The organism is Variovorax sp., assembly GCF_965279555.1.
In the GTDB taxonomy this organism is placed as follows: domain Bacteria; phylum Pseudomonadota; class Gammaproteobacteria; order Burkholderiales; family Burkholderiaceae_C; genus Variovorax.
In genome coordinates, this window is the sequence record NZ_OZ257247.1 from 3,776,540 (window position 1) to 3,797,315 (window position 20,776).

Annotated in this window: 20 protein-coding genes; 9 read left to right on the forward strand and 11 right to left on the reverse strand. The window is 65.6% G+C overall.

Features of this window, described 5'->3' with window-relative positions; all coding sequences use genetic code 11:
• From ACQY8B_RS17880 to ACQY8B_RS17900, 5 genes are all read right to left on the reverse strand, one after another.
• Complete coding sequence (locus tag ACQY8B_RS17880; RefSeq protein ID WP_081265749.1) at positions 1–930, reverse strand: branched-chain amino acid ABC transporter permease; 930 nt, start codon at positions 928–930, stop codon at positions 1–3.
• Positions 931–1,170: 240 nt separating this feature from the next.
• Positions 1,171–2,463: a replication-associated recombination protein A gene (locus tag ACQY8B_RS17885; protein ID WP_422087935.1), complete on the reverse strand. Its 1,293-nt coding sequence runs from the start codon at positions 2,461–2,463 to the stop codon at positions 1,171–1,173.
• 19 nt (positions 2,464–2,482) lie between these two features.
• Positions 2,483–3,115 (reverse strand): outer membrane lipoprotein chaperone LolA, encoded by a 633-nt coding sequence (gene lolA / locus ACQY8B_RS17890; RefSeq protein ID WP_422087936.1) that lies wholly within the window; start codon positions 3,113–3,115, stop codon positions 2,483–2,485.
• Between the two features lie 176 nt (positions 3,116–3,291).
• Entirely contained in the window at positions 3,292–5,736 is a 2,445-nt protein-coding gene (locus ACQY8B_RS17895; RefSeq protein ID WP_422089067.1) for a DNA translocase FtsK, read from the reverse strand.
• Positions 5,737–5,833: 97 nt separating this feature from the next.
• A complete protein-coding gene (locus ACQY8B_RS17900) occupies positions 5,834–6,508 on the reverse strand; it encodes a Crp/Fnr family transcriptional regulator (protein ID WP_125947661.1) in 675 nt (224 codons plus the stop codon).
• Positions 6,509–6,687: 179 nt separating this feature from the next.
• On the opposite strand from ACQY8B_RS17900, the gene trxB reads away from it, so the two are divergent.
• The 3 genes from trxB to rpmG all read left to right on the forward strand — a co-directional run bounded on the left by trxB (position 6,688) and on the right by rpmG (position 8,237).
• The gene (trxB, locus tag ACQY8B_RS17905) at positions 6,688–7,647 is read left to right on the forward strand and encodes a thioredoxin-disulfide reductase (RefSeq protein ID WP_081265744.1); all 960 of its coding nucleotides are present in this window, start codon (positions 6,688–6,690) and stop codon (positions 7,645–7,647) included.
• Positions 7,648–7,818: 171 nt separating this feature from the next.
• Positions 7,819–8,052, forward strand: coding sequence for a 50S ribosomal protein L28 (gene rpmB, locus ACQY8B_RS17910; RefSeq protein WP_007830293.1), 234 nt, complete (start codon positions 7,819–7,821; stop codon positions 8,050–8,052).
• Between the two features lie 11 nt (positions 8,053–8,063).
• Positions 8,064–8,237: a 50S ribosomal protein L33 gene (rpmG, locus tag ACQY8B_RS17915; RefSeq protein ID WP_007830291.1), complete on the forward strand. Its 174-nt coding sequence runs from the start codon at positions 8,064–8,066 to the stop codon at positions 8,235–8,237.
• A 131-nt stretch (positions 8,238–8,368) separates the two neighbouring features.
• On the opposite strand, the gene ACQY8B_RS17920 is transcribed toward rpmG, so the two are convergent.
• The 3 genes from ACQY8B_RS17920 to ACQY8B_RS17930 all read right to left on the reverse strand — a co-directional run bounded on the left by ACQY8B_RS17920 (position 8,369) and on the right by ACQY8B_RS17930 (position 12,882).
• Positions 8,369–9,583, reverse strand: a complete 1,215-nt coding sequence (locus ACQY8B_RS17920; protein WP_422087937.1) for a DesA family fatty acid desaturase — start codon at positions 9,581–9,583, stop codon at positions 8,369–8,371.
• 132 nt (positions 9,584–9,715) lie between these two features.
• Positions 9,716–10,987: an RsmB/NOP family class I SAM-dependent RNA methyltransferase gene (locus tag ACQY8B_RS17925; RefSeq protein WP_422087938.1), complete on the reverse strand. Its 1,272-nt coding sequence runs from the start codon at positions 10,985–10,987 to the stop codon at positions 9,716–9,718.
• A gap of 41 nt (positions 10,988–11,028) precedes the next feature.
• Positions 11,029–12,882, reverse strand: a complete 1,854-nt coding sequence (locus tag ACQY8B_RS17930) for a M48 family metalloprotease (RefSeq protein WP_422087939.1) — start codon at positions 12,880–12,882, stop codon at positions 11,029–11,031.
• Between the two features lie 50 nt (positions 12,883–12,932).
• On the opposite strand from ACQY8B_RS17930, the gene ACQY8B_RS17935 reads away from it, so the two are divergent.
• The gene (locus tag ACQY8B_RS17935; protein ID WP_422087940.1) at positions 12,933–13,169 is read left to right on the forward strand and encodes a DUF1653 domain-containing protein; all 237 of its coding nucleotides are present in this window, start codon (positions 12,933–12,935) and stop codon (positions 13,167–13,169) included.
• 38 nt (positions 13,170–13,207) lie between these two features.
• Here the strand turns inward: ACQY8B_RS17935 and ACQY8B_RS17940 are convergent, their stop codons facing one another.
• Complete coding sequence (locus tag ACQY8B_RS17940) at positions 13,208–13,534, reverse strand: I78 family peptidase inhibitor (protein WP_422087941.1); 327 nt, start codon at positions 13,532–13,534, stop codon at positions 13,208–13,210.
• A 36-nt stretch (positions 13,535–13,570) separates the two neighbouring features.
• Positions 13,571–14,167 (reverse strand): phosphoribosylglycinamide formyltransferase, encoded by a 597-nt coding sequence (purN, locus tag ACQY8B_RS17945; protein ID WP_422087942.1) that lies wholly within the window; start codon positions 14,165–14,167, stop codon positions 13,571–13,573.
• Between the two features lie 129 nt (positions 14,168–14,296).
• Between purN and ACQY8B_RS17950 the strand changes: the two genes are divergently transcribed.
• The 4 genes from ACQY8B_RS17950 to ACQY8B_RS17965 all read left to right on the forward strand — a co-directional run bounded on the left by ACQY8B_RS17950 (position 14,297) and on the right by ACQY8B_RS17965 (position 18,898).
• Positions 14,297–15,478 (forward strand): acyl-CoA dehydrogenase family protein, encoded by a 1,182-nt coding sequence (locus ACQY8B_RS17950; RefSeq protein WP_422087943.1) that lies wholly within the window; start codon positions 14,297–14,299, stop codon positions 15,476–15,478.
• 12 nt (positions 15,479–15,490) lie between these two features.
• Positions 15,491–16,606 carry an acyl-CoA dehydrogenase family protein gene (locus ACQY8B_RS17955; protein WP_422087944.1) on the forward strand — a complete coding sequence of 372 codons (1,116 nt, stop codon included), beginning with the start codon at positions 15,491–15,493 and terminating at the stop codon, positions 16,604–16,606.
• Between the two features lie 122 nt (positions 16,607–16,728).
• Positions 16,729–18,096 (forward strand): alpha/beta fold hydrolase, encoded by a 1,368-nt coding sequence (locus ACQY8B_RS17960; protein WP_422087945.1) that lies wholly within the window; start codon positions 16,729–16,731, stop codon positions 18,094–18,096.
• A 13-nt stretch (positions 18,097–18,109) separates the two neighbouring features.
• A complete protein-coding gene (locus tag ACQY8B_RS17965; RefSeq protein ID WP_422087946.1) occupies positions 18,110–18,898 on the forward strand; it encodes an enoyl-CoA hydratase in 789 nt (262 codons plus the stop codon).
• A gap of 2 nt (positions 18,899–18,900) precedes the next feature.
• On the opposite strand, the gene ACQY8B_RS17970 is transcribed toward ACQY8B_RS17965, so the two are convergent.
• Positions 18,901–19,461: an HNH endonuclease gene (locus ACQY8B_RS17970; RefSeq protein ID WP_422087947.1), complete on the reverse strand. Its 561-nt coding sequence runs from the start codon at positions 19,459–19,461 to the stop codon at positions 18,901–18,903.
• 166 nt (positions 19,462–19,627) lie between these two features.
• Between ACQY8B_RS17970 and ACQY8B_RS17975 the strand changes: the two genes are divergently transcribed.
• Complete coding sequence (locus ACQY8B_RS17975; protein ID WP_422087948.1) at positions 19,628–20,665, forward strand: bifunctional riboflavin kinase/FAD synthetase; 1,038 nt, start codon at positions 19,628–19,630, stop codon at positions 20,663–20,665.
• The last annotated feature ends 111 nt before the right edge of the window (positions 20,666–20,776 follow it).

Consider the following 20,776-nt stretch of genomic DNA (forward strand, 5'->3'; position numbering starts at 1 on the left):
TTACGCACGGTCCGCCACGCGTTCGCCGAGCAGGCCCGACGGACGCAGGGTGAGCATGACGATCAGCACGATGAACGCGAAGATGTCGCTGTAGTTGCTGCCCAGCACGCCACCGGTGATGGTGCCGATGTAGCCCGAGCCGATGGCCTCGATGAGCCCCAGCAGGATGCCCCCGACCACCGCGCCCGCGAGGTTGCCGATGCCGCCGAACACCGCGGCGGTGAAGGCCTTCAGGCCGGGCAGGAAACCCATCGCGTGCTGCGCGATGCCGTAGTTCGACGCGTACATCACGCCGGCGATGGCCGCAAGCACGGCACCGATGATGAAGGTGGCCGAGATGACCATGTCGGGGCGGATGCCCATGAGGGCGGCCACCCGCGGGTTCTCCGCGGTGGCGCGCATCGCGCGGCCGAGCTTGGTGTAGTTGACCAGCCACATGAGCACCACGAGCGAGAACGCCGTGACGCTGAGGATCATCACCTGCGTGGGCGAGATCACCGCGCCGCCCACGTGGATGGGGTCGGTCGGCAGCAGGTTGGGATAAGCCTTGTTGGTCGGCTTCCAGATGATCATCGCCAGCGTCTGCAGCAGGATCGACATGCCGATGGCGGTGATCAGCGGCGCGAGCTTGGGGCTGTTGCGCAGGGGCCGGTAGGCCACTTTCTCGATCACGAAATTGAGGGTTGCCGCGACGATGCAGGCAATGATCAGGGCAATGAGCAGAACCAGCCAGCCCGGTGTGTTGGGCATGCCGTCCTTCATGAGGCCGATGATGGTCCAGCTCGTAAGAGCCCCCACCATCAATACTTCTCCGTGCGCAAAGTTGATCAGATTGATGATGCCGTACACCATGGTGTAGCCCAAGGCTATCAAGGCATACATGCTGCCGAGAACCAGACCGTTGATGATCTGCTGCAGCAAAATGTCCATATCTCGTTCCCTATGTGTTGCACCGTTGCGGGGTGCCATTCACCCACCGGGGCACCGGTTTGGCGCCCCCAGCTTGATAAGCAAAAAACCAGCCAACATGTGTCGCCGGCGGATTTGTGGGCGGGATTGTAGTCACGCGCCAGCGCTGATTTGGTGCGTGTTGACCGGGGTTTACCCGCTCACCTCATGCTGTATGTGCGTGAGTTCATGCACGGCTTGCGCGCATGTTGCAAGACCGTATCAGTCGTTGCCTTCAGCGTTCAGGCGACGCAGTTCCCGGAGCTTTTCGCCGATGCGGATCTCGAGTCCGCGATCGACCGGCTCGTAGAAAACCTGGCCTTCCAGGCCGTCGGGAAGGTAGCGCTCGCCGGCGGCGAAACCGCCCTCCTCGTCGTGCGCATAGCGGTAACCCTTGCCGTAGTCGAGCTCTTTCATGAGCTTGGTGGGTGCATTGCGCAGGTGCATGGGCACCGGGCGCGTGCTGTCCTTCTTCACGAGCGCGCGCACTGCGTTGTAGGCCTTGTAGACCGCGTTCGACTTGGGCGCGATCGCGAGGTAGACCACGCACTCGGCAAGCGCCAGTTCGCCTTCGGGGGTACCCAGTCGTTCGTAGACCTCTGCTGCGTCGAGCGCGAGGCGCAGCGCGCGCGGATCGGCCAGGCCGATGTCTTCGCTCGCCATGCGCACCAGCCGGCGAGCCATGTAGCGCGGGTCGGCGCCGCCGTCCAGCATGCGCACGAACCAATAGAGCGCAGCGTCGGGGTCGCTGCCGCGCACCGATTTGTGCAGCGCGCTGATGGTGTCGTAGAACTGCTCGCCGCCTTTGTCGTAGCGCCGCATGCGCTCGCCCAGCACACGCAGCAGCCATTCGTCGGAGATGTTCGAGAGCTTCTCGGCGCGCGCCGCGACAGCCAGTGTTTCGAGCGTGTTGAGCAGCCGGCGTGCATCGCCGTCGGCATAGGCCACGAGGCGGTCGACCGCCGTGGCATCGATGGCGGGCACGGCCTGGATGTCCTGCGCGCGCGTCACGATCTGCTTGAGGTCGTCTTCGTTGAGCGACTGCAGCACGTACACGGCGGCACGCGAGAGCAGAGCGGAGTTGACCTCGAACGACGGGTTCTCGGTGGTCGCGCCAATGAAAGTGAAAAGGCCCGACTCCACATGCGGCAGAAACGCGTCCTGCTGGCTCTTGTTGAAGCGGTGCACTTCGTCGACGAAGACGATGGTGCGTTGCTGCGTGAGCCCGTCGCGGGCCGCGGTGGCGAGGTCCACGGCTTCGCGGATGTCCTTCACGCCGCCGAGCACCGCGCTGATGCTGAGGAACTGCGCGTCGAAGGCATCGGCCATGAGCCGCGCGATGGTGGTCTTGCCGGTGCCGGGCGGCCCCCAGAGGATGCACGAATGCGGCTGGCCCGACTCGAACGCGATACGCAGCGACATGCCCGGCCCCAGCAGATGCTGCTGGCCGATCACTTCGCCAAGCGTGCGCGGACGCAGGCGCTCGGCGAGGGGTTGATGCGCGCTCGTGGCCAAACCTGTGGTGCGTCCCGGCCTACTGCTTGACGACGTCGGCGCCAGCAGGAGCCTTGAAGTCGAACACGCCGGCCGGCAACGACGGATTCACTTCGACCTTGCTGAACTTGAGCACCGAACGCTGGCCGAAGCTGTCGAGAATCTCCAGCGCCGCGAGCGCGTCTCCCTGGAAGCCCACCTGCACACTCTGCAACTGGCCGTCCTTGTTCTTCGGCGTGGCCTTGACCCATTGCAGGCCGTCACGGTCGGGCGTGGCCTCGAGCGAGAAATCGGCCTGCAGCGCCTTCAGGTCTGGCGCGGCGGCAATCAGCGCAGCGGGCGTGGAGCCCAATGCCTGAGCCTGTGCGCGCTGCGTGACCTGGTTCAGGTCGGCGTCGTATAGCCACAGCGTCTTGCCGTCGGCCACGATGCTCTGCGCAAAGGGCTTCTGGTAGTCGAACTTGAATTTGCCGGGGCGCTGGAATTCGAAGGTGCCGGTCGATGTCTTGGTGCGGCCCGGCTGGCCTTCACGCGACGGCGCGGTCACGGTCTGGGTGAAATCGGCACGGCCGGACTTGACCGTCTTGACGAAGGTTTCGAGGCTTTCGAGCCCGCCCGCCCACGCGTTGGCGGAACACACGAGGCCGATCAATAGCCAATGACGCAATTTCAATTTGAATTCCTCGCAATAGCTTTTCGGGCTGTGGCACGGGACGTGACACTGAACTTCGACCCTACCCGCCACGAATTGCGGCAGGTGTAGGCCTTGATGAAGATTTGCAATGCCGGATGGCTTTTTGCAAATTTCCTTTCAGCCCGTAACCTGAAATACCGGTTCGTCCCCGCGAATTACTCCGCCGCGCGCGCCGGCACCAGGATTTCGCGCTGCCCGCTGCCGCTCATGGCGCTGACGAGTCCGGCCTTTTCCATGTCCTCGACCAGGCGGGCCGCGCGGTTGTAGCCGATCTTCAGGTGGCGCTGCACCAGCGAAATGCTGGCCTTGCGGTTCTTGAGCACGACCTCGACCGCCTGGTCGTACATCGGGTCCTTCTCGGCATCGCCGCCGCCGAGCATGTCGCCGTCACCGTCGCCATCGACCGTGCCGCCTTCGAGCACGCCCTCGATGTAGTCGGGCTCGCCCTGGCTCTTGAGGTAAGCCACCACGCGGTGCACTTCCTCATCGCTCACGAAGGCGCCGTGAACGCGGATCGGCAGGCCGGTGCCGCTGGGCATGTAGAGCATGTCGCCCATGCCGAGCAGTGCTTCGGCGCCCATCTGGTCGAGGATGGTGCGGCTGTCGATCTTGCTCGACACCTGGAACGCGATGCGGGTCGGGATGTTGGCCTTGATCAGGCCGGTGATCACGTCGACGCTGGGGCGCTGCGTGGCAAGAATCAGGTGGATGCCGGCGGCGCGCGCCTTCTGCGCGAGGCGGGCGATCAGCTCTTCGATCTTCTTGCCGACCACCATCATCAGGTCGGCCAGCTCGTCGATCACCACGACGATGTGCGGTTCGCGCTTGAGCGGTTCCGGATCGTCGGGCGTCAGGCTGAAGGGGTTGTAGATGAACTCCTCCCGCGCCTTGGCTTCGTCGATCTTGGTGTTGTAGCCCGCCAGGTTGCGCACGCCGAGCTTGCTCATGAGCTTGTAGCGGCGCTCCATCTCGGCCACGCACCAGTTCAGGCCGTGGGCCGCCTGGCGCATGTCGGTGACCACGGGCGCCAGCAGGTGCGGGATGCCTTCGTAGACCGACATTTCGAGCATCTTCGGGTCGATCATCAGCAGACGGACGTCGCGTGCCTCTGCCTTGTAGAGCAGCGAAAGGATCATCGCGTTGATACCCACCGACTTGCCCGAGCCGGTGGTACCGGCCACCAGCACGTGCGGCATCTTCGCGAGGTCGGCCACCACGGGGTTGCCGATGATGTCCTTGCCGAGGCCCATGGTGAGCATCGACTTGCCTTCGTTGTAGATCTGCGAGCCCAGGATTTCACTGAGCTTGATCGACTGCCGCTTGGCGTTCGGCAGTTCGAGCGCCATGTAGTTCTTGCCAGGGATGGTCTCGACCACGCGGATCGACACCAGCGAGAGCGAACGCGCGAGGTCCTTGGCGAGGTTGACGATCTGCGAGCCCTTGACGCCGGTGGCAGGCTCGATTTCATAGCGCGTGATGACGGGGCCCGGCGAAGCGAGCACCACGCGCACCTCGACGCCGAAGTCCTTGAGCTTCTTCTCGATCATGCGCGAGGTCATCTCGAGCGTGTCGGAAGAGACGGTTTCCTGGCGCGCCTGCGCGGCGTCGAGCAGGTCGACCTGCGGCAGCTTGCTGTCGGGCAGTTCCTTGAAGAGCGGCTTCTGGCGCTCCTTGACGACGCGATCGCTCCTGGGCACCTCGGTCATCGCGGGCTCGATCTGCACGGGCGGCGACGGAACGCGGCGCTTGGGTCGCGGCTCGATGCGGATTTCGTCCTCGTCGTCGGCGAAGGCGGCCGACGCGGAGGGCATGGACGGCTCGCCGCCCCTGTCCGCCGTGTCGCCGCCGCGCGTGAACGCGGGCTCGTCGGCCTCGGCGCGCTCGCGAGCGGCCTGCTTGCCCATGGCAATGTCGGCGGCCATTTCGCGCTTCTCGCGGCGCGACTCGAAGAGCGAGTAGGCACGTGCACCGATGCGCTCGGCGATCAGGCTCCACGAGAAGCGGAACACCAGTGCCGAACCGATCACGCCGCCGGCAATGGCCACCAGCGCCGAGCCTGTGAAGCCAAGCCAGCGCACGCTGGCCGGGCCCACCAGGGCACCGATCGCGCCGCCGCCGGCGCCGCCCGGCAGGTGGCCTTCGAGACGGTACAGGCGCGACCATTCGAGCATCGCACTCGCGCACAGCAGCAGCGCGAGACCGAACCAGAAGGCAAGGCGGCTGCGGTTGAAGCGGCCGCGCGGAGCCTGCTCGGCCGCCGAGGTCGGTTCGCCGCCGCGCAGCCAGCTGGCCAGCGACGACAGCCAGGCGCGCAGCCCGGCTGCAAGGCACCACCACACGGAATAGCCCGCGGCAAAGTAGCTGCCATCGGCCAGCCAGGCGCCGAAACGGCCGCCCCAGTTCTTGATTTCGCCCCCGGTGCCCGATGTCGACCAGGCGGCATCGGAAAGCGTGAAGCTCAGCATTGAAAGCAGCCAGAACAACAGCGCTGCGAATCCTGCAATCAGCGTGATTTCGTGGGCGAAGCGCATGGCGCGCGTGCGCACGGGTTGCCCATCGGCGGCAGAGGAAGATTGAAGCGTATTGAGCGAATAGGTCATGAAAAACACGGCGCCCGGTCCAGAAAATCGGGGGCCGGACACACGAACACTACAACAAAAGGCCGGAGCCGCCCGCAGCGGACCCGGCCCCGGAAGCTCAAGCCAGGGACAGGAGCCGTTCCTTGACGATCATCGACCCGTCGTCCAGGGTCTGCACGAAGCCGCGCTCTTCGAGGTCCTTCATGACGCGGCTCACCATTTCGCGCGAGGCGCCGACCATCTTCGCCAGGTCCTGGCGGGAGATCTTGTCGCGCACCTTGAGGTTGCCCGCGCCGTCTTCGATGGCGAACTCGAGCAGGGAGCGGGCCACGCGGCCGTATACGTCCATCAAAGCCAGCGATTCGATCTTGCGGTCGGCGTGGCGCAGGCGCTGCACCAGGCCGCGCATGATGTTGTAGGCCATCGAGGAGTTCTCGGGCAGGCAGCGCGCGAAGGCGTCGCGGCCCAGCATGAGCACGTCGCACTGGATCTCGGTGCGCACGGTGGCAGAGTGCGGCTCGTCGTCGATCAGGCTCATCTCGCCGAGGTAGTCGCCGGGGTGCAGCGTGGCCAGGATGACCTCGCGGCCGCGGCTGTCGGCGCTGGTGACGCGGGCACGCCCGGTCAGGATGATGTAGAGCGCATCGGACTTCTTGCCCTGCTCCACGACGACTTCGGCGCGCTTGAAGCGCTTCTTGATGATCGCGTCCGCGATGCTGGCGGACTGCGTGGCCGTCAGCGACGCGAACAATGGAACGCGCCGAAGCAATTCGAGGTTGGACAGCATCGACATTTATCAATCCCTGCTACAGCACGCGGAGCGGTCCAAAAGCAAGCCAATGGATTACTACAATCGCGCGCATTGAAAACACCGTTCACCCGGTGTTGAACCGGGCGGTGATACTCCATATATATCGCTACCACCCTGAAAATGTACACGCTGAATCAGCGTATATCCTAGGTTTTCTACTCATGTCCGCTCCTCAACACGCCAAGGTTTTGATTCTCGGCTCCGGCCCCGCCGGCTACACCGCCGCCGTCTACGCAGCCCGCGCAAACCTGCAGCCGCTGCTCATCACGGGCATCGCCCAGGGCGGCCAACTGATGACCACCACCGAGGTCGACAACTGGCCGGCCGACGTTCATGGCGTGCAGGGGCCGGAGCTGATGCAGCGCTTTCTGGAGCATGCAGAGCGCTTCAAGACTCAGATCGTGTTCGACCACATCAACAAGGTCGACCTGAGCAAGCGCCCGTTCACGCTGACCGGCGACAGCGGCACCTACACCTGCGACTCGCTGATCATCGCCACGGGTGCTTCGGCGAAGTACCTGGGCCTCGATTCGGAACAGAAATTCATGGGCCGTGGCGTCTCCGCGTGCGCAACCTGCGACGGCTTCTTCTACCGCGAGCAGGAGGTCTGCGTGATCGGCGGCGGCAATACCGCCGTCGAGGAAGCGCTCTACCTCGCCAACATCGCCAACAAGGTGACGCTGGTGCATCGCCGCGACAAGTTCCGCGCAGAGCCCATCCTGATCGACAAGGTCAAGGAAAAGGTCGCCGAAGGCAAGATCGTGCTGAAGCTGCACAGCGAACTCGACCAGGTGCTGGGCGACGACACCGGCGTGACGGGCATCCGCATCAAGAATACGCAGACCGGCGCCACCGAGCAGATCGACCTGAAGGGCTGCTTCATCGCCATCGGGCACCATCCCAACACCGACATCTTCCAGGGCCAGCTGGAAATGAAGGACAACTACATCCTGACCCGCTCCGGCCTGCAGGGCTTCGCCACGATGACCAGCATTCCGGGCGTCTTCGCCGCTGGCGACGTGCAGGACAACGTGTACCGCCAGGCCATCACGAGCGCGGGCACCGGTTGCATGGCTGCACTCGACGCACAGCGCTTCCTGGAGCAGGACGGCACGCTCTGAGCGGCCGGTTGCCCAAAAGGGCTATAATCCGAGGCTTTGCCGAAACAGGGCTCTCTCACGAGTCACGGCAAAGTCGGGGTACCGCCACCCGTTTCTGGCGAGGTCAAGCTGCAAAACACCTGCAATCGCCGCGGTTGCGCCGGTGCCAGCTGTTCAAGAAAGAGTGTCCACATGGCACGCGTATGCGACGTAACGGGCAAAGGCCCGATGGTCGGAAACAACGTTTCCCACGCCAACAACAAAACCAAGCGCCGGTTCCTGCCGAACCTGCAATATCGCCGTTTCTGGGTCGAGACTGAAAACCGCTGGGTTCGCCTGCGCGTTTCGAGCGCCGCACTGCGCCTGATCGACAAGAACGGTATCGACGCCGTGCTCGCAGACCTGCGCGCACGCGGCCAAGCTTAAGGAGCTGAATCATGGCAACGAGCAAAGGCGGACGCGAAAAGATCAAGCTGGAATCCACCGCGGGTACCGGCCACTTCTACACGACCAGCAAGAACAAGAAGACGATGCCTGAAAAGATGTCGATCATGAAGTTCGACCCCAAGGCGCGCAAGCACGTCGAATACAAGGAAATCAAGCTGAAGTAATTCAGCCCTGGTTTTCCAAGACAAAAACCCGCTGCTTACCCAGCGGGTTTTTTGTTGCCCGTCGAATCGCAATTGACGGACACAAAAAAGCCGACCCGGAGGTCGGCTTCTTGATTTGAGCGCGTGAGGCGTTAAGCGCGCGCAGCGCGCAGGCGCGTAGAGAAGTCGCGCAGGCCGGCAATGCCGCTGGCTTCCGCACGATGGCACCAGGCCGCCAGATCGGCTGCCAGTTGCTCGCGCGACTGCGAGGTGTTCAGCCAGAGCTGACGCAGCTCTTCGCGCATGGTGACCATCTTGTCCAGCACCGGGTGCGCAGCACGCGCCTGGGAGACGTGCGTGCGGGCCGAAGCCGGCACCTTGTCGTCGTCCCGGTGCAGCCAGCGCTTGGCGGCCTTGAGCACCGACAGGTCGGCACCCTTGGTCTTCAGCGCTTCCAGTTCCTGGCTGGTAGCGCGGCGCATTTCGCGCGCATAGCCAGCCATGACTTCGTATCGGTTGGCGATGACGGCTTCGAGCGTCTTCTCATTGGCCACGGGCTGGATGTCGCCCATCAGCATCTTCGGCGGCACCTTCTTGACCTTGGCCCAGCCCAGCTTCTGCAGCGCCTGGATGTAGATCCAGCCGATGTCGAACTCGTACTTCTTGACCGAGAACTTGGCCGAGGTCGGGTAGGTGTGGTGATTGTTGTGCAGCTCTTCGCCACCGATGATCAGGCCCCAGGGCATGATGTTGCGGCTGGCGTCGGGCGCCTCGAAGTTGCGATAGCCCCAGTAGTGGCCGATACCGTTGATGATGCCGGCGGCGGTGATGGGAATCCACAGCATCTGGACAGCCCACACGGCCATGCCGAGCGTGCCGAACAGCGCCAGGTTCAGGATCAGCATGAGGCCCACGCCTTGCCAGCTGTAGCGCGAATACAGGTTGCGCTCGATCCAGTCATCGGGCGTGCCGTGACCGTAGCGCTCCATCGTTTCCTTGTTCTTGGATTCGGCGCGATAGAGTTCGGCGCCGCGCCAGAGCACTTCGTCGATGCCCTTGACCTGCGGGCTGTGCGGGTCGTCCTGGGTTTCGCACTTGGCGTGGTGCTTGCGGTGAATGGCAACCCACTCCTTCGTCACCATGCCGGTGCCGATCCAGAGCCAGAAACGGAAGAAATGCGAGGGAACAGGGCCCAGATCCATGGCCCGGTGCGTTTGCGTCCGGTGCAGGAAGATGGTGACCGCGGCAATCGTGATGTGCGTGGTGACGAGCGTGTACAGCACGACTTGCCACCATGCAATGTCCCACAGGCCGTGTCCGAGCCATTCGATGGCCGCGTTCAAAACGGCGGAGTCAGGAAGCAACATTGAATCAGGTACTCCATGGCCACACGAAGGTGCAGCCTTCAGATAACAGGCGATTTTAAAGGCGAGGGCCTAGAACAAGCCCTTTAAACCTTCAAGAAATGCGCAGATTAACCCTAGTTTGGAGTGCAATCCCTATTTGCGGTTCCATACGGCGGCGAAGAAACCGTCGGTTGCATGGCGATGCGGCCACAGCCGCAGGTAGCGCTGGCCGCGCTCCCCGCCTGCACACAGGGCCTCGAAACCCTCGACCTTGAGCCCTTGGAGCAGCTCGGCGGCGTCCAGAGGCACGAAATCGGGGTTCGCGGCGCCAAAAGCCTCGGCAATGGCCTCGTTTTCCTCCGGCAACACGCTGCATGTGGCGTAAACCAGACGCCCACCCGATTTCACCAGCCGCGCCGCGCTCTGCAGGATGGCGGTCTGCTTGAGCGTCAATTCCTCTACCGCCTTGGCCGACTGACGCCATTTCAGGTCCGGATTGCGCCGCAGCGTGCCCAGCCCCGAGCAAGGCGCATCGACCAGAACGCGGTCGATCTTGCCCGCCAGGCGCTTGATGCGGTCGTCGCGCTCGTGGGCAATGGCGGCCGGATGCACATTCGACAGCTTGCTGCGCGCCAGCCGCGGCTTGAGCGCGTCGAGCCGGTGCGCCGACGTATCGAAGGCGTAGAGCCGGCCGGTGTTGCGCATCGTCGCGCCGATGGCCAGCGTCTTGCCGCCGGCGCCGGCACAGAAATCGACCACCATTTCGCCGCGCTTGGCGTCCAGCAGCAGCGCCAGCAGTTGCGAGCCTTCGTCCTGTACCTCGATGGCGCCGCGGGCAAAGGCGTCCAGCTTGGTCAGCGCCGGCTTGCCTTCGATGCGCAAGCCCCAGGGCGAGAACGGCGTTGCTTCCGATTTGATAGCAGCCTTCGCAAGCTCAGCCTTCACGTCCGCGCGTTTGTCGGTCAGCGCATTGACGCGCAGGTCGAGCGGCGCCGGTTGCTGCAGGCTCTCGACCAGCGGCCAGAAGCCGTCGCCAAGTTGCGCCTTGAGCGGCGCGACCAGCCATTCCGGCAAGTTGTGGCGATGGCGCTCGAGCAGGTCGTCGGGCTTCACTGCGTCGCAGTTGTCGAGCCAGCGCTTTTCGGTGTCGTTGAGCGCGCTTTTCAGGAAATCGCGCGGGCCGTAGAAGCCGAGGATCGCCATGCGGCGCTCCTTGGAGCCGGTGCCCGAAGGCGAAAGATGGTCGAACAACAGCTTCTTGCGAAGCACGGTGTAGACGGTTTCGGCAAGTGTCGCGCGCTCGCGCGGGCCGAACTCGCGGTGGTCGCGGAAAAACCGCGAAACGACCTGGTCGGCCGGGTGATCGAATTTCAGGACAAGGCCGACCAGATCGGCGGTGGCCTCCAACAGGGCTTTGGGGTGCATGGCCCGATTGTCTCAGCCAGCCGGACCCTCGGACCGAAGGGCTATGCGCTGCGCGCCCAGACGACCCCGAAAGCCTCGCGCTCGATGTCTTCCAAAGTGGGCGAATGGCCCGCCCACAGCACCAGCGTGGCGCCGGGCAAAGTGAGCGTCTGCTCCAGCTGGCGACACATGTGCCAGCGGTCTTCGTCGTCCAGCCCGGGTAGTTCGACGAACACGACATACGCACGGCGCCACGGAAATTCCCGAAGGTTCTTGCGGACCAGCCATGCCCGCGACGCGGGCAGGCAGCGCACGAGGTCGGCGCGCAGTTCGCCCAGTTCGTAGTCGTTCAGGTCATGCCGCGATATCTGGCTGAAAAACGGCGTACCCGTGATTTCTTCCCAGGCACGCGCCTCGGCTTCCTCCGCGTCCTTGAGCCGGCCGCGCCACAGCTTGAGCGCCATCTCGTCGTGCGGCCCGGCGTCCGGGTCTTCGAGCGAGGCCACGGCACTCTTGGCGGCCCACCAGCGGCTGGCCGCGCCGGAGCCGTGCAGCCGTTCGAGCACCACCAGCCGGGCTGCGCGGTCGCTTGCGGGCAGCATCTGGACCAACCCGCGCAGCGCGCCGGGATGCTCGGGCGCGATCAGCAAGGCGCTCTCATAGCGGATTCGCACCGGCGCCAAGGGGTTGAGCCGGCGCTCGGAATCGGCCCATTCGACCATTTCGTCCGGCGTGTTGCGTTCACCGCGCGCGGCCAGAACGTCGATGCGTTCGCGGATGCGCGCACGGTGCGCGTGATGCTGTTTCCAGTCCGCGGCGTGGGCCCGGCACCAGCGGTCGTCGAAATATTCAATCCACTTCTTCCGGTCTGCCAGCAGTTCGAGCGCCGGGCGCACCGACCACTCGGGCAAGGCCGCCTTCTGGTCGAGGGCCTCCAGCCGGTCGCGCAGGACCGGGTGGGTGTCCTCCAGGTCGCTCACGCGGCGCATCGCCTCGCGCAACGCCTGGCGCGCGAAGTCGTCGGCCGGCGGCGTGCGCACCCGCTTGCGCAGGGCGGCGAACGGCCCGGGCGGCAGCGGCTCGCGCTCAGCGCGCGCCCAATGCCAGGGCCAGAACTCGTTGGCGTACCAATTGCCCTTGATCGCGATCTCGGTCAGCGCGGCGGCAGCCACCGAGGTGCCCAGCAGACGCCCGGAAATGCGGTCGGCCTCGTATTCGTCCTGGCGGGCCAGCGCGAAGGTCTTGGCCGCGAAGCGCGGGAAGTACCAGCGGAAGAAGGCTTGCGAGAAAAGCGCCATCACGCCCTCGTCGCGCTGCAGGCTGGCATCGAGCTTGAGCCACGACAGCCGCGTGCGGTAGATCCATGCGCTCAGCTTGCCGTGATTGCCGCGCAGGTGGCCGTATTCGTGCGCCAGCACCGACAGCAGCCGCCGGCGGTCGAGCATCATCAAGAGCGGCAGGCCGACGTTCAGCGAGTTGACGGCGCCGCCGAACAGCCCGAAGCGAGGCACCTGGCGGATGCTGGCATTGAACTCGTCGTCGAGGTAGACGTGATGGACCGGCGGCCCCTTGATCCTGGCCCGGATGCGGTCAAGCGCCTCGAAGAGCGCGGGCGCGTCGTCGCGCTGCAGTTCCACGCCCTCGGGCTCGTCGAAGCGCACCCACAGCGCGCGCAGCGTAGCCCAGAGCAGGCCGCCTGCGAACAGCAGCAGCCAGCCGCGGGTGAAGGTGAAGCGTTCTTCGCGGACCGGCAGCAGCACCCAGGCGATGAGGCCTACCGCGAGCCCCAGGCAGCCGAGCACCCACAGGTAGCCGAGCGCGGCAAAGGCCGCCACGCTGCGCCGATAGCGCGCACTGTCGTCCGCGCTGGCATGCTCGCTCAGTCGAACCAGGTGAACAAAATCAGCGCGATCCATCCGACTCCCGTCAAATCAAGCCACGACAGTTTTTGAAGAAAGAAGCCCCGTTGAACAACGACGACGACCTCCCTCCCCTGATCGAAACACCTCCCGGACGCTACCGCCACTACAAGGGCGGCGAATACGAGGTGCTCGGCACCGTCCGCCACAGCGAGACCCTGGAGCCGATGACGCTGTACCGCGCCTTGTATGGAGCCCACGGACTCTGGGTGCGCCCTGCCGCCATGTTCGGCGAGACCGTCGAGATCGACGGCGTGCCGCGGCAAAGATTCACTCCGATCTAGTCAAGAAGGCCCGGCCCGGGGCCGCTTGACGAAGCGCGTCAGCCGCAGCGAACCTCGGTCACGCGGTTGCGCGCGTCGACGTCCAGGTTCAGGCGTCCGCCATTGAGTTCCATCGTCGCTGCCTCGCCGGGCTTCAGCACCCGCACCAAGCCTGCTCCGGCGCGCACACGAGCGGCGGCTTCGAGCTGCGGCGTCAGCGGCTGGCCGACCGCGAAGCGGGCACCATCGGCGTTGCACTGATAGACCGGCGCCGGGGGTGGCACGGGCGCGGCGGGTGCCGGCGCGGGTGCGGGGGCCGGGGCGGCGCAGCCTGCAAGCAGGGCGACGGCGCCGGCAACGGTCAGCAGCAGCGATTTGGTTTTCACTTCGAACTCCCCAAAACCCGCGAATATAAAACAACTTCAAGGGTTGTGACTCGATGTATCAACCAGCCATCCGGCGATCGCTCGTGGATACAACAAGTGCTCCTGCGCCAGCACCCGGCCAGCCAGGGTGGCGGCCGTGTCGTCGGGCAGCACCGGCACCGCGGCCTGCGCCAGGATCGGGCCGTGGTCGAGTTCGGTCGTCACCTGGTGGACGGTCACGCCGGCCACCTTGCAGCCCGCCTCGATGGCGCGCTGATGCGTGTGGAGCCCCGGGAACGCGGGCAGCAGCGAGGGGTGGATATTTATAAGCCGCCCCGCATAGCGCCCGACGAAGCCGGGCGTCAGGATGCGCATGAACCCGGCCAGCACCACCAGCGCGGGCGAATGAGCGTCCACCGCTGTCGCCAGGGCCTCGTCGAAAGCCTCGCGGGTCGCGAACTCCTTGTGCGGCACCACGGCGGTGTCGATGCCGTGCGAACGGGCAATGGCCAGCCCGCCGGCCTCGGCCTTGTTGCTGATGACCGCGGCAATGCGGGCGCCGAAGCGCTCGGCCCAGCGGTCGCGCTCGGCGGCGTGCACGATGGCCGCCATGTTGGAGCCGCCGCCGGAGATCAGGATCACGATGTTCTTCATGGGAGGCGGGATTATCCGCGCCGTGCTTGTCGCGACGCGGACACCGTTTCACAGCACGACCGTGCTAAAACTCACGGTTCCGGAGACACACCGCGTCTGCGGTGAACCGATCAACACAGCGAGGCACGCATGGATTTGAGCTTCACACCCGAAGAACAGAAGTTCCGCGAAGAGGTTCGCGCCTGGGTCAAAGAAAACCTTCCCCAAGAGATTTCGCACAAGGTGCACAACGCGCTCGAGCTCACGCGCGACGATTTGCAAGGCTGGGCCAAGATCCTCGGCAAGAAGGGCTGGCTGGGCTACGGCTGGCCGAAGGAATTCGGCGGCCCGGGCTGGACTGCCGTGCAGCGCCACCTGTTCGAGGAAGAAACCGCCCTCGCCGGCGCGCCGCGCATCATTCCGTTCGGCCCCGTCATGGTGGCACCGGTGATCATGGCCTTCGGCAATGCCGAGCAGCAGAAGCGCTTTCTTCCCGGCATCGCCAGCGGTGAAGTCTGGTGGAGCCAGGGCTACAGCGAGCCCGGATCGGGTTCCGACCTCGCCTCGGTCAAGACCAAGGCAGAGCGCAAAGGCGACAAGTACATCGTCAACGGCCAGAAGACCTGGACCACGCTCGGCCAGTACGGCGACTGGATGTTCAACCTGGTGCGCACCAGCAACGAAGGCAAGCCCCAGACCGGCATCAGCTTCCTGCTGCTCGACATGAAGTCGCCCGGCGTCACCGTGCGTCCGATCAAGCTGCTCGACGGCGGCCATGAAGTGAACGAAGTGTTCTTCGACAACGTCGAAGTGCCCGCCGAGAACCTGATCGGCGAAGAGAACAAGGGCTGGACCTACGCCAAGCACCTGCTCTCGCACGAGCGCACCAACATCGCCGACGTGAACCGCGCCAAGCGCGAACTCGAGCGCCTGAAGCGCATCGCCAAGAGCGAAGGCGTGTATGAAGACCAGCGCTTCCGCGACGAGATTGCAAAGCTCGAGGTCGACATCGTCGCCCTCGAGATGATGGTGCTGCGCGTGCTCTCCGCTGCAACCTCGGGCAAGAACTCGCTCGACGTGGCCGGCCTGCTCAAGATCCGCGGCAGCGAGATCCAGCAGCGCTACAGCGAACTGATGATGCTGGCCGGCGGCCCGTATTCGCTGCCGCTGATCCGCGAAGCGATGGAAGCCGGCTGGCAGGGCAACTTCCCGGGCGGCAACCCGGCGCTCGCGCCGCTGACGTCGACCTTCTTCAACATGCGCAAGACCACCATCTACGGTGGCTCGAACGAAGTGCAACGCAACATCGTCGCGCAGACGGTTCTGGGCTGAGGAGACACGAACATGGATTTCAATTTTTCCGACGACCAGGAACAACTGCGCGACGCCGTTCGCAAGTGGGTCGACAAGGGCTATGACTTCGAGCGCCGCCGCGGCATCGAGGCCAAGGGCGGCTTCTCGCGGGAAGCCTGGGACGAGCTGGCCGAACTCGGCCTGGGCGGCCTGTACATCAGCGAAGACGACGGCGGCCTGGGCATGGGCCCGGTGGCCGGCATGGTCGTCATGGAAGAACTCGGCCGCGGCATCGTGCTGGAGCCCTTCGCGCAGACGCTGATCGCCGGCGCGGTGCTCAGCGGCTATGCCGACGCGGGCACCAAGGAAGGCTGGCTGCCGCGCATCGCCGGCGGCCAGGCCATCGTGGTCCTGGCCTACCAGGAGCGCAAGGCGCGCTACCGCCTGGACGTGTGCGACGCCCACGCCGCCAAGAGCGGCAACGGCTGGTCGCTGAACGGCGCCAAGAGCGTGGTGCCGGTCGGTGACGAAGCGGACGCCTACCTCGTGCCCGCCAAGGTCGACGGCAAGATCGCCCTCTTCCTGGTCGAGCGCAGCGCCAGCGGCGTCGAAGCCCGCGGCTACGGCACGCAGGACGGCGGCCGCGCGGCCGAAGTGGTGTTCGACAAGGCCGACGCCACGCTGGTCACGCTCGACGGCCTGGCAGCGCTCGAATACGCGGTGGACGTCGGCATTGCCGCCACCTGCGCCGAAGCAGTGGGCGTGATGGACAAGACCGTGGCGCTCACCGTCGACTACATGAACCAGCGCAAGCAGTTCGGCGTGACCATCTCGACCTTCCAGGCGCTGCGCCATCGTGTCGCCGACATGAAGATGCAGCTCGAACTCGCGCGCTCGATGAGCTACTACGCGACGCTCAAGCTCAACGCCCCGGCCGACGAACGCCGCCAGGCGCTCGCGCGCGCCAAGTACCAGCTCGGTGTGTCGATGCGCTACGTGGCCGCGAATTCAGTGCAGCTGCACGGCGGCATCGGGGTGACCGACGAGTACATCGGCAGCCACTACTTCCGCAAGCTCACGCAGCTCGAGCTGACTTTCGGCGACACGCTGCATCACCTGGGTGAAGTGTCGGCCCGCATGCAGGACACCGCCGGCGTCTTCGCCTGACAACGACGGCGACACCTGCGACCCGGCAACGCCGGTTTCATGGTGTTCCGATAGCATCCAACGCCCGCCCGCTCTTGCGCCGGCGGGCGTTTTCACGTGGACTCCAGCCCCAGGAACGAAACATGCAATCCCGCCGCACCCTTCTAGCCATGGCCGTCATCGGGACAGCCGCCACCGCCATGCTGACCGCCTGCGCCACCTCTTCGTCGCCCTCGCCGTCGTATGCCGAGCGACCGCCCATCGTGTTCGTTCACGGCAACGGCGATTCGGCCGCGCTCTGGCAGACGACGATCTGGCGCTTCGAGTCGAACGGCTGGCCGGCCGACCGGCTGTTTGCCTTCGACCAGCCGAACCCGCTCGCGCGCGACGACGATGCCGTGGCCCAGCCGGGACGCAGCTCCACGGCCGAATCGGCGGTGTTCCTCAAGGCGCAGGTCGACAAGGTGCTGAAGGCCACTGGCGCTTCCAAGGTGGTGCTGATCGGCAATTCGCGCGGCGGCAACACCATCCGCAACTACGTGCAGAACGGTGGCGGCGCGGCCGTGGTGAGCCACGTCGTGCTGGGCGGCAACCCCGCGCACGGCATCTGGGCGGTGAAGGGTTTCCGCGAGAACAACGAGTTCTCGGGGCTGTCGGGTTTCATGCAGCAGCTCAATGCGCCCAAAGGCCCGGACGGCCAGGAAGTCACGCCGGGCGTGAAGTGGATGACCCTGCGCTCCGACAACAACGACAAATACGCGCAGCCCGACGGCGTGTGGATCGGCGCCCCAGGCAAGCCGACCAACATCGGCTTCGACGGCCCTGCGCTCAAGGGCGCGACCAACGTCGTGCTGCCGCGCGTGGACCACCGCGAGACTTCGTTCTCGCCCGCGGCATTCGCGGCCACATGGCAGTTCCTGAGCGGAGAAGCACCGCGCACCACCGCCGTGGTGCCTGACACGAAGGTCGTGCTCGACGGCCGGGCGATCGGCGCCGAAAACCTCGCGCTCAATGGCGCGCAAGTAACGATTTATGCGGTGGACCCGGCAACCGGCGCGCGGCGCGGCGAGGCCGCGCACACCAAGTCGGTCGGCGCCGATGGCCGCTGGGGCCCGTTCAACGCACGCGGCGACACCGCCTATGAATTCGTCCTGAGCGCACCGGGCTACGGCACCACGCACATCTACCGCAGCCCGTTCCCGCGCAGCGGCGGCTTCGTGCACCTGCGGCCGGAACGCGTCACGCCGGCCGACAACGGCGCGAGTTCGGTCGTCGTCTTCACGCGTCCGCGCGGGTATTTCGATGCCCAGCGCGACACCATGCGCTTCGACGGCAAGAGCCCGCCGCCCGGCGTGCCACCCAAGGGCGCGGGCGTGGCCACTTCCAGGCTGCGCCTGGAAGGCGGCGGCGCGCCACGCGCTGTGACCGGCGAATTCAACGGCGAGCGCATCACCGGCCTGACGTGGCCGGCCGCACAGGAGCACGTGACGGTGCTCGAGCTGACCTACTGAAGAGGCACCCGCCATGACCGACCCCGCCACTCCCTTCGTGCTGCAGTCGCGCGACGCGCGCGGCGTGATCACGTTGACGCTGAACCGCCCGGCCTCGTTCAACGCCCTGTCGGAAGGCATGCTGGGCGCGCTGGAGCAGGCGCTGGGCGACATCGCGGGCGACGAGGGCGTGCGCGCCGTCGTCATCGCGGCGGCCGGCAAGGCCTTCTGCGCCGGCCATGACCTGAAGGAAATGCGCGCGGAGCCCTCGCTTGAGTACTACCAGCAGCTGTTCGAACGCTGCGGGGCGATGATGCTGTCGATCCAGAAGCTCGATGTGCCGGTGATCGCGCGCGTGCACGGCATCGCGACCGCGGCGGGCTGCCAGCTGGTGGCCGTGTGCGACCTGGCGGTGGCGTCGAGCGAAGCCCGCTTCGCGGTCAGCGGCGTGAACGTGGGGCTGTTCTGCGCCACGCCGAGCGTCACGCTGTCGCGCAACCTCGGGCGCAAGGAAGCCTTCGAGATGCTCGTGACTGGCGAATTCATTGGCGCGGAAGAAGCGCGCGAGAAGGGGCTGGTCAACCGGGTGGCGGCGCCCGCGGAACTCGACGCCGCCGTCGAAGCGCTGGTGGCGAGCATCGTCGCCAAGCCGCGCAAGGCGCTGGCGCTGGGCAAGGCCCTGTTCTACCGCCAGCTCGAAACCGGCATCGAGGCCGCCCTGGCCGACGCCAGCCAGACCATGGCCTGCAACATGATGGACGAAAGCGCGCTTGAAGGCGTTCAGGCCTTCATCGAGAAGCGCCCGCCTTCCTGGAAGCGTTGAAGCTAGGTGTCGTGCAGCCGCGAGCTTTGCGGCAGGTGCGCCATCAGGAACTCCATCTGGTCGGCCAGGATGCGCCTGTTGCGCAAGATGAAATCTTCCCAGAGGCTGGGCACGTACGGCGCGTAAAGCAGCGGCATGCCGGCCTGCTCGGGCGTGCGGCTGCTCTTGCGGTGGTTGCACGGCTTGCAGGCCGTGACCACGTTCATCCAGGTATCGATGCCCTTCTGGGCAAAGGGAATGATGTGCTCGCGGGTGAGCTCGTCTTCATGGAAGTGCCCGCCGCAATAGGCGCAGACGTTGCGGTCGCGCGAGAACAGCTTGCTGTTGGTAAGCCCCGGCCGCTGCGTGAAGGGATTGATGCGCGGCACGCCCTTGGTGCCGATGATGCTGTTGATCGCGATCTGCGATTGCTCGCCCGTGATGGCGTTGTGGCCGCCACGGAACACAGCCACCTGCGCGCCCACCTCCCAGCGAACTTCGTCCGCCGCATAGTGGATCACCGCCTGTTCCAGCGAAATCCATGACTGGGGCAGCCCTTGGGCCGACAGCTTCAAGACCTTCACACACGCCTCCTCGAAAAGGGAGAGAACACGGAAAGACCAGGGACACGGAGCGCGTTGGAGACCCACGCCAATCAACGCACTGCGTCACAATATACCGGCTTTGTGACAAATCGGCCTGATTCGCCCAATTGACGGGCGAAAGGCGCTATCAAAAAGATACTCACCGATGCAGGTTTTCCGCGGCTTCCGGCACCCGGGCGTAGCCCCCGCCTGCGCCCTCACCATTGGCAATTTCGACGGCGTGCACCGTGGCCACCAGGCCATGCTCGCGCTTTTGCAGACCGAGGCCCGCCAGCGCGGGCTGCCGAGCTGCGTGCTCACCTTCGAGCCCCACCCGCGCGATTATTTCGCCGCGCTCACCAGAAAACCCGACCTGGCGCCGGCGCGCATCGGCACGCTGCGCGACAAGCTCAGCGAGCTGGCCGCCTGCGGCGTGGCGCAGACCATCGTGCTGCCCTTCGACAGCCGGCTGGCCTCCCAGACGCCGGAAGAATTCATCCAGAACGTGCTGGTCGACGGACTGGGCGCGCACTACGTGCTGGTGGGCGACGACTTCCGCTTCGGCGCCAAGCGGGCCGGCGACTACGCCATGCTCGACGCGGCAGGTGACGCCCGCGGCTTCGACGTGGCGCGCATGAACAGCTATGAAGTGCACGGCCTGCGGGTTTCCAGCTCCGCCGTGCGCGAAGCACTGGCCGAAGGCCGCATGGCCGACGCCCAGACGCTGCTCGGGCGGCCCTACACGATTTCGGGCCACGTGGTTCATGGCCGCAAGCTAGGCCGCGCGCTGGGGGCCTCGGCACCAGGCCTGGACGACGGCTTCCGCACCCTCAACCTGCGCTTCAAGCACTGGAAACCGGCCGCCAGCGGCATCTTCGCGGTGCTGGTCCACGGCCTGGCCGACCAGCCCCTGCCGGGCGTGGCGAACCTGGGCGTGCGCCCCTCGCTGGACGCCAATGACGTCAACGGCGGGCGGGTTCTGCTGGAAACCCATTGCCTGGAGTGGCCCTCGCATCTGGGTACCGAAGGGGCCTACGGTAAAATCGTGCGCGTGGAACTCCTGCACAAACTGCACGACGAATTGCGCTACACCAGCCTCGAGGCCCTCACTGCGGGCATCGCGAAGGATGGGCGCGACGCACGCGCGTTCTTTGCATCCACCCACGCCGAAACCCACCGCCAGACCACGCGCGACCGAATTTAGCCCTGCACGCCCGTGCTGCCGCCCTTCGACAAGCTCAGGGCGAACGGCTATACCTTCCGCACCGACACGCTTCATGCAGTTCGGGCTGAGCCTGTCGAAGCCCCCTAGAAG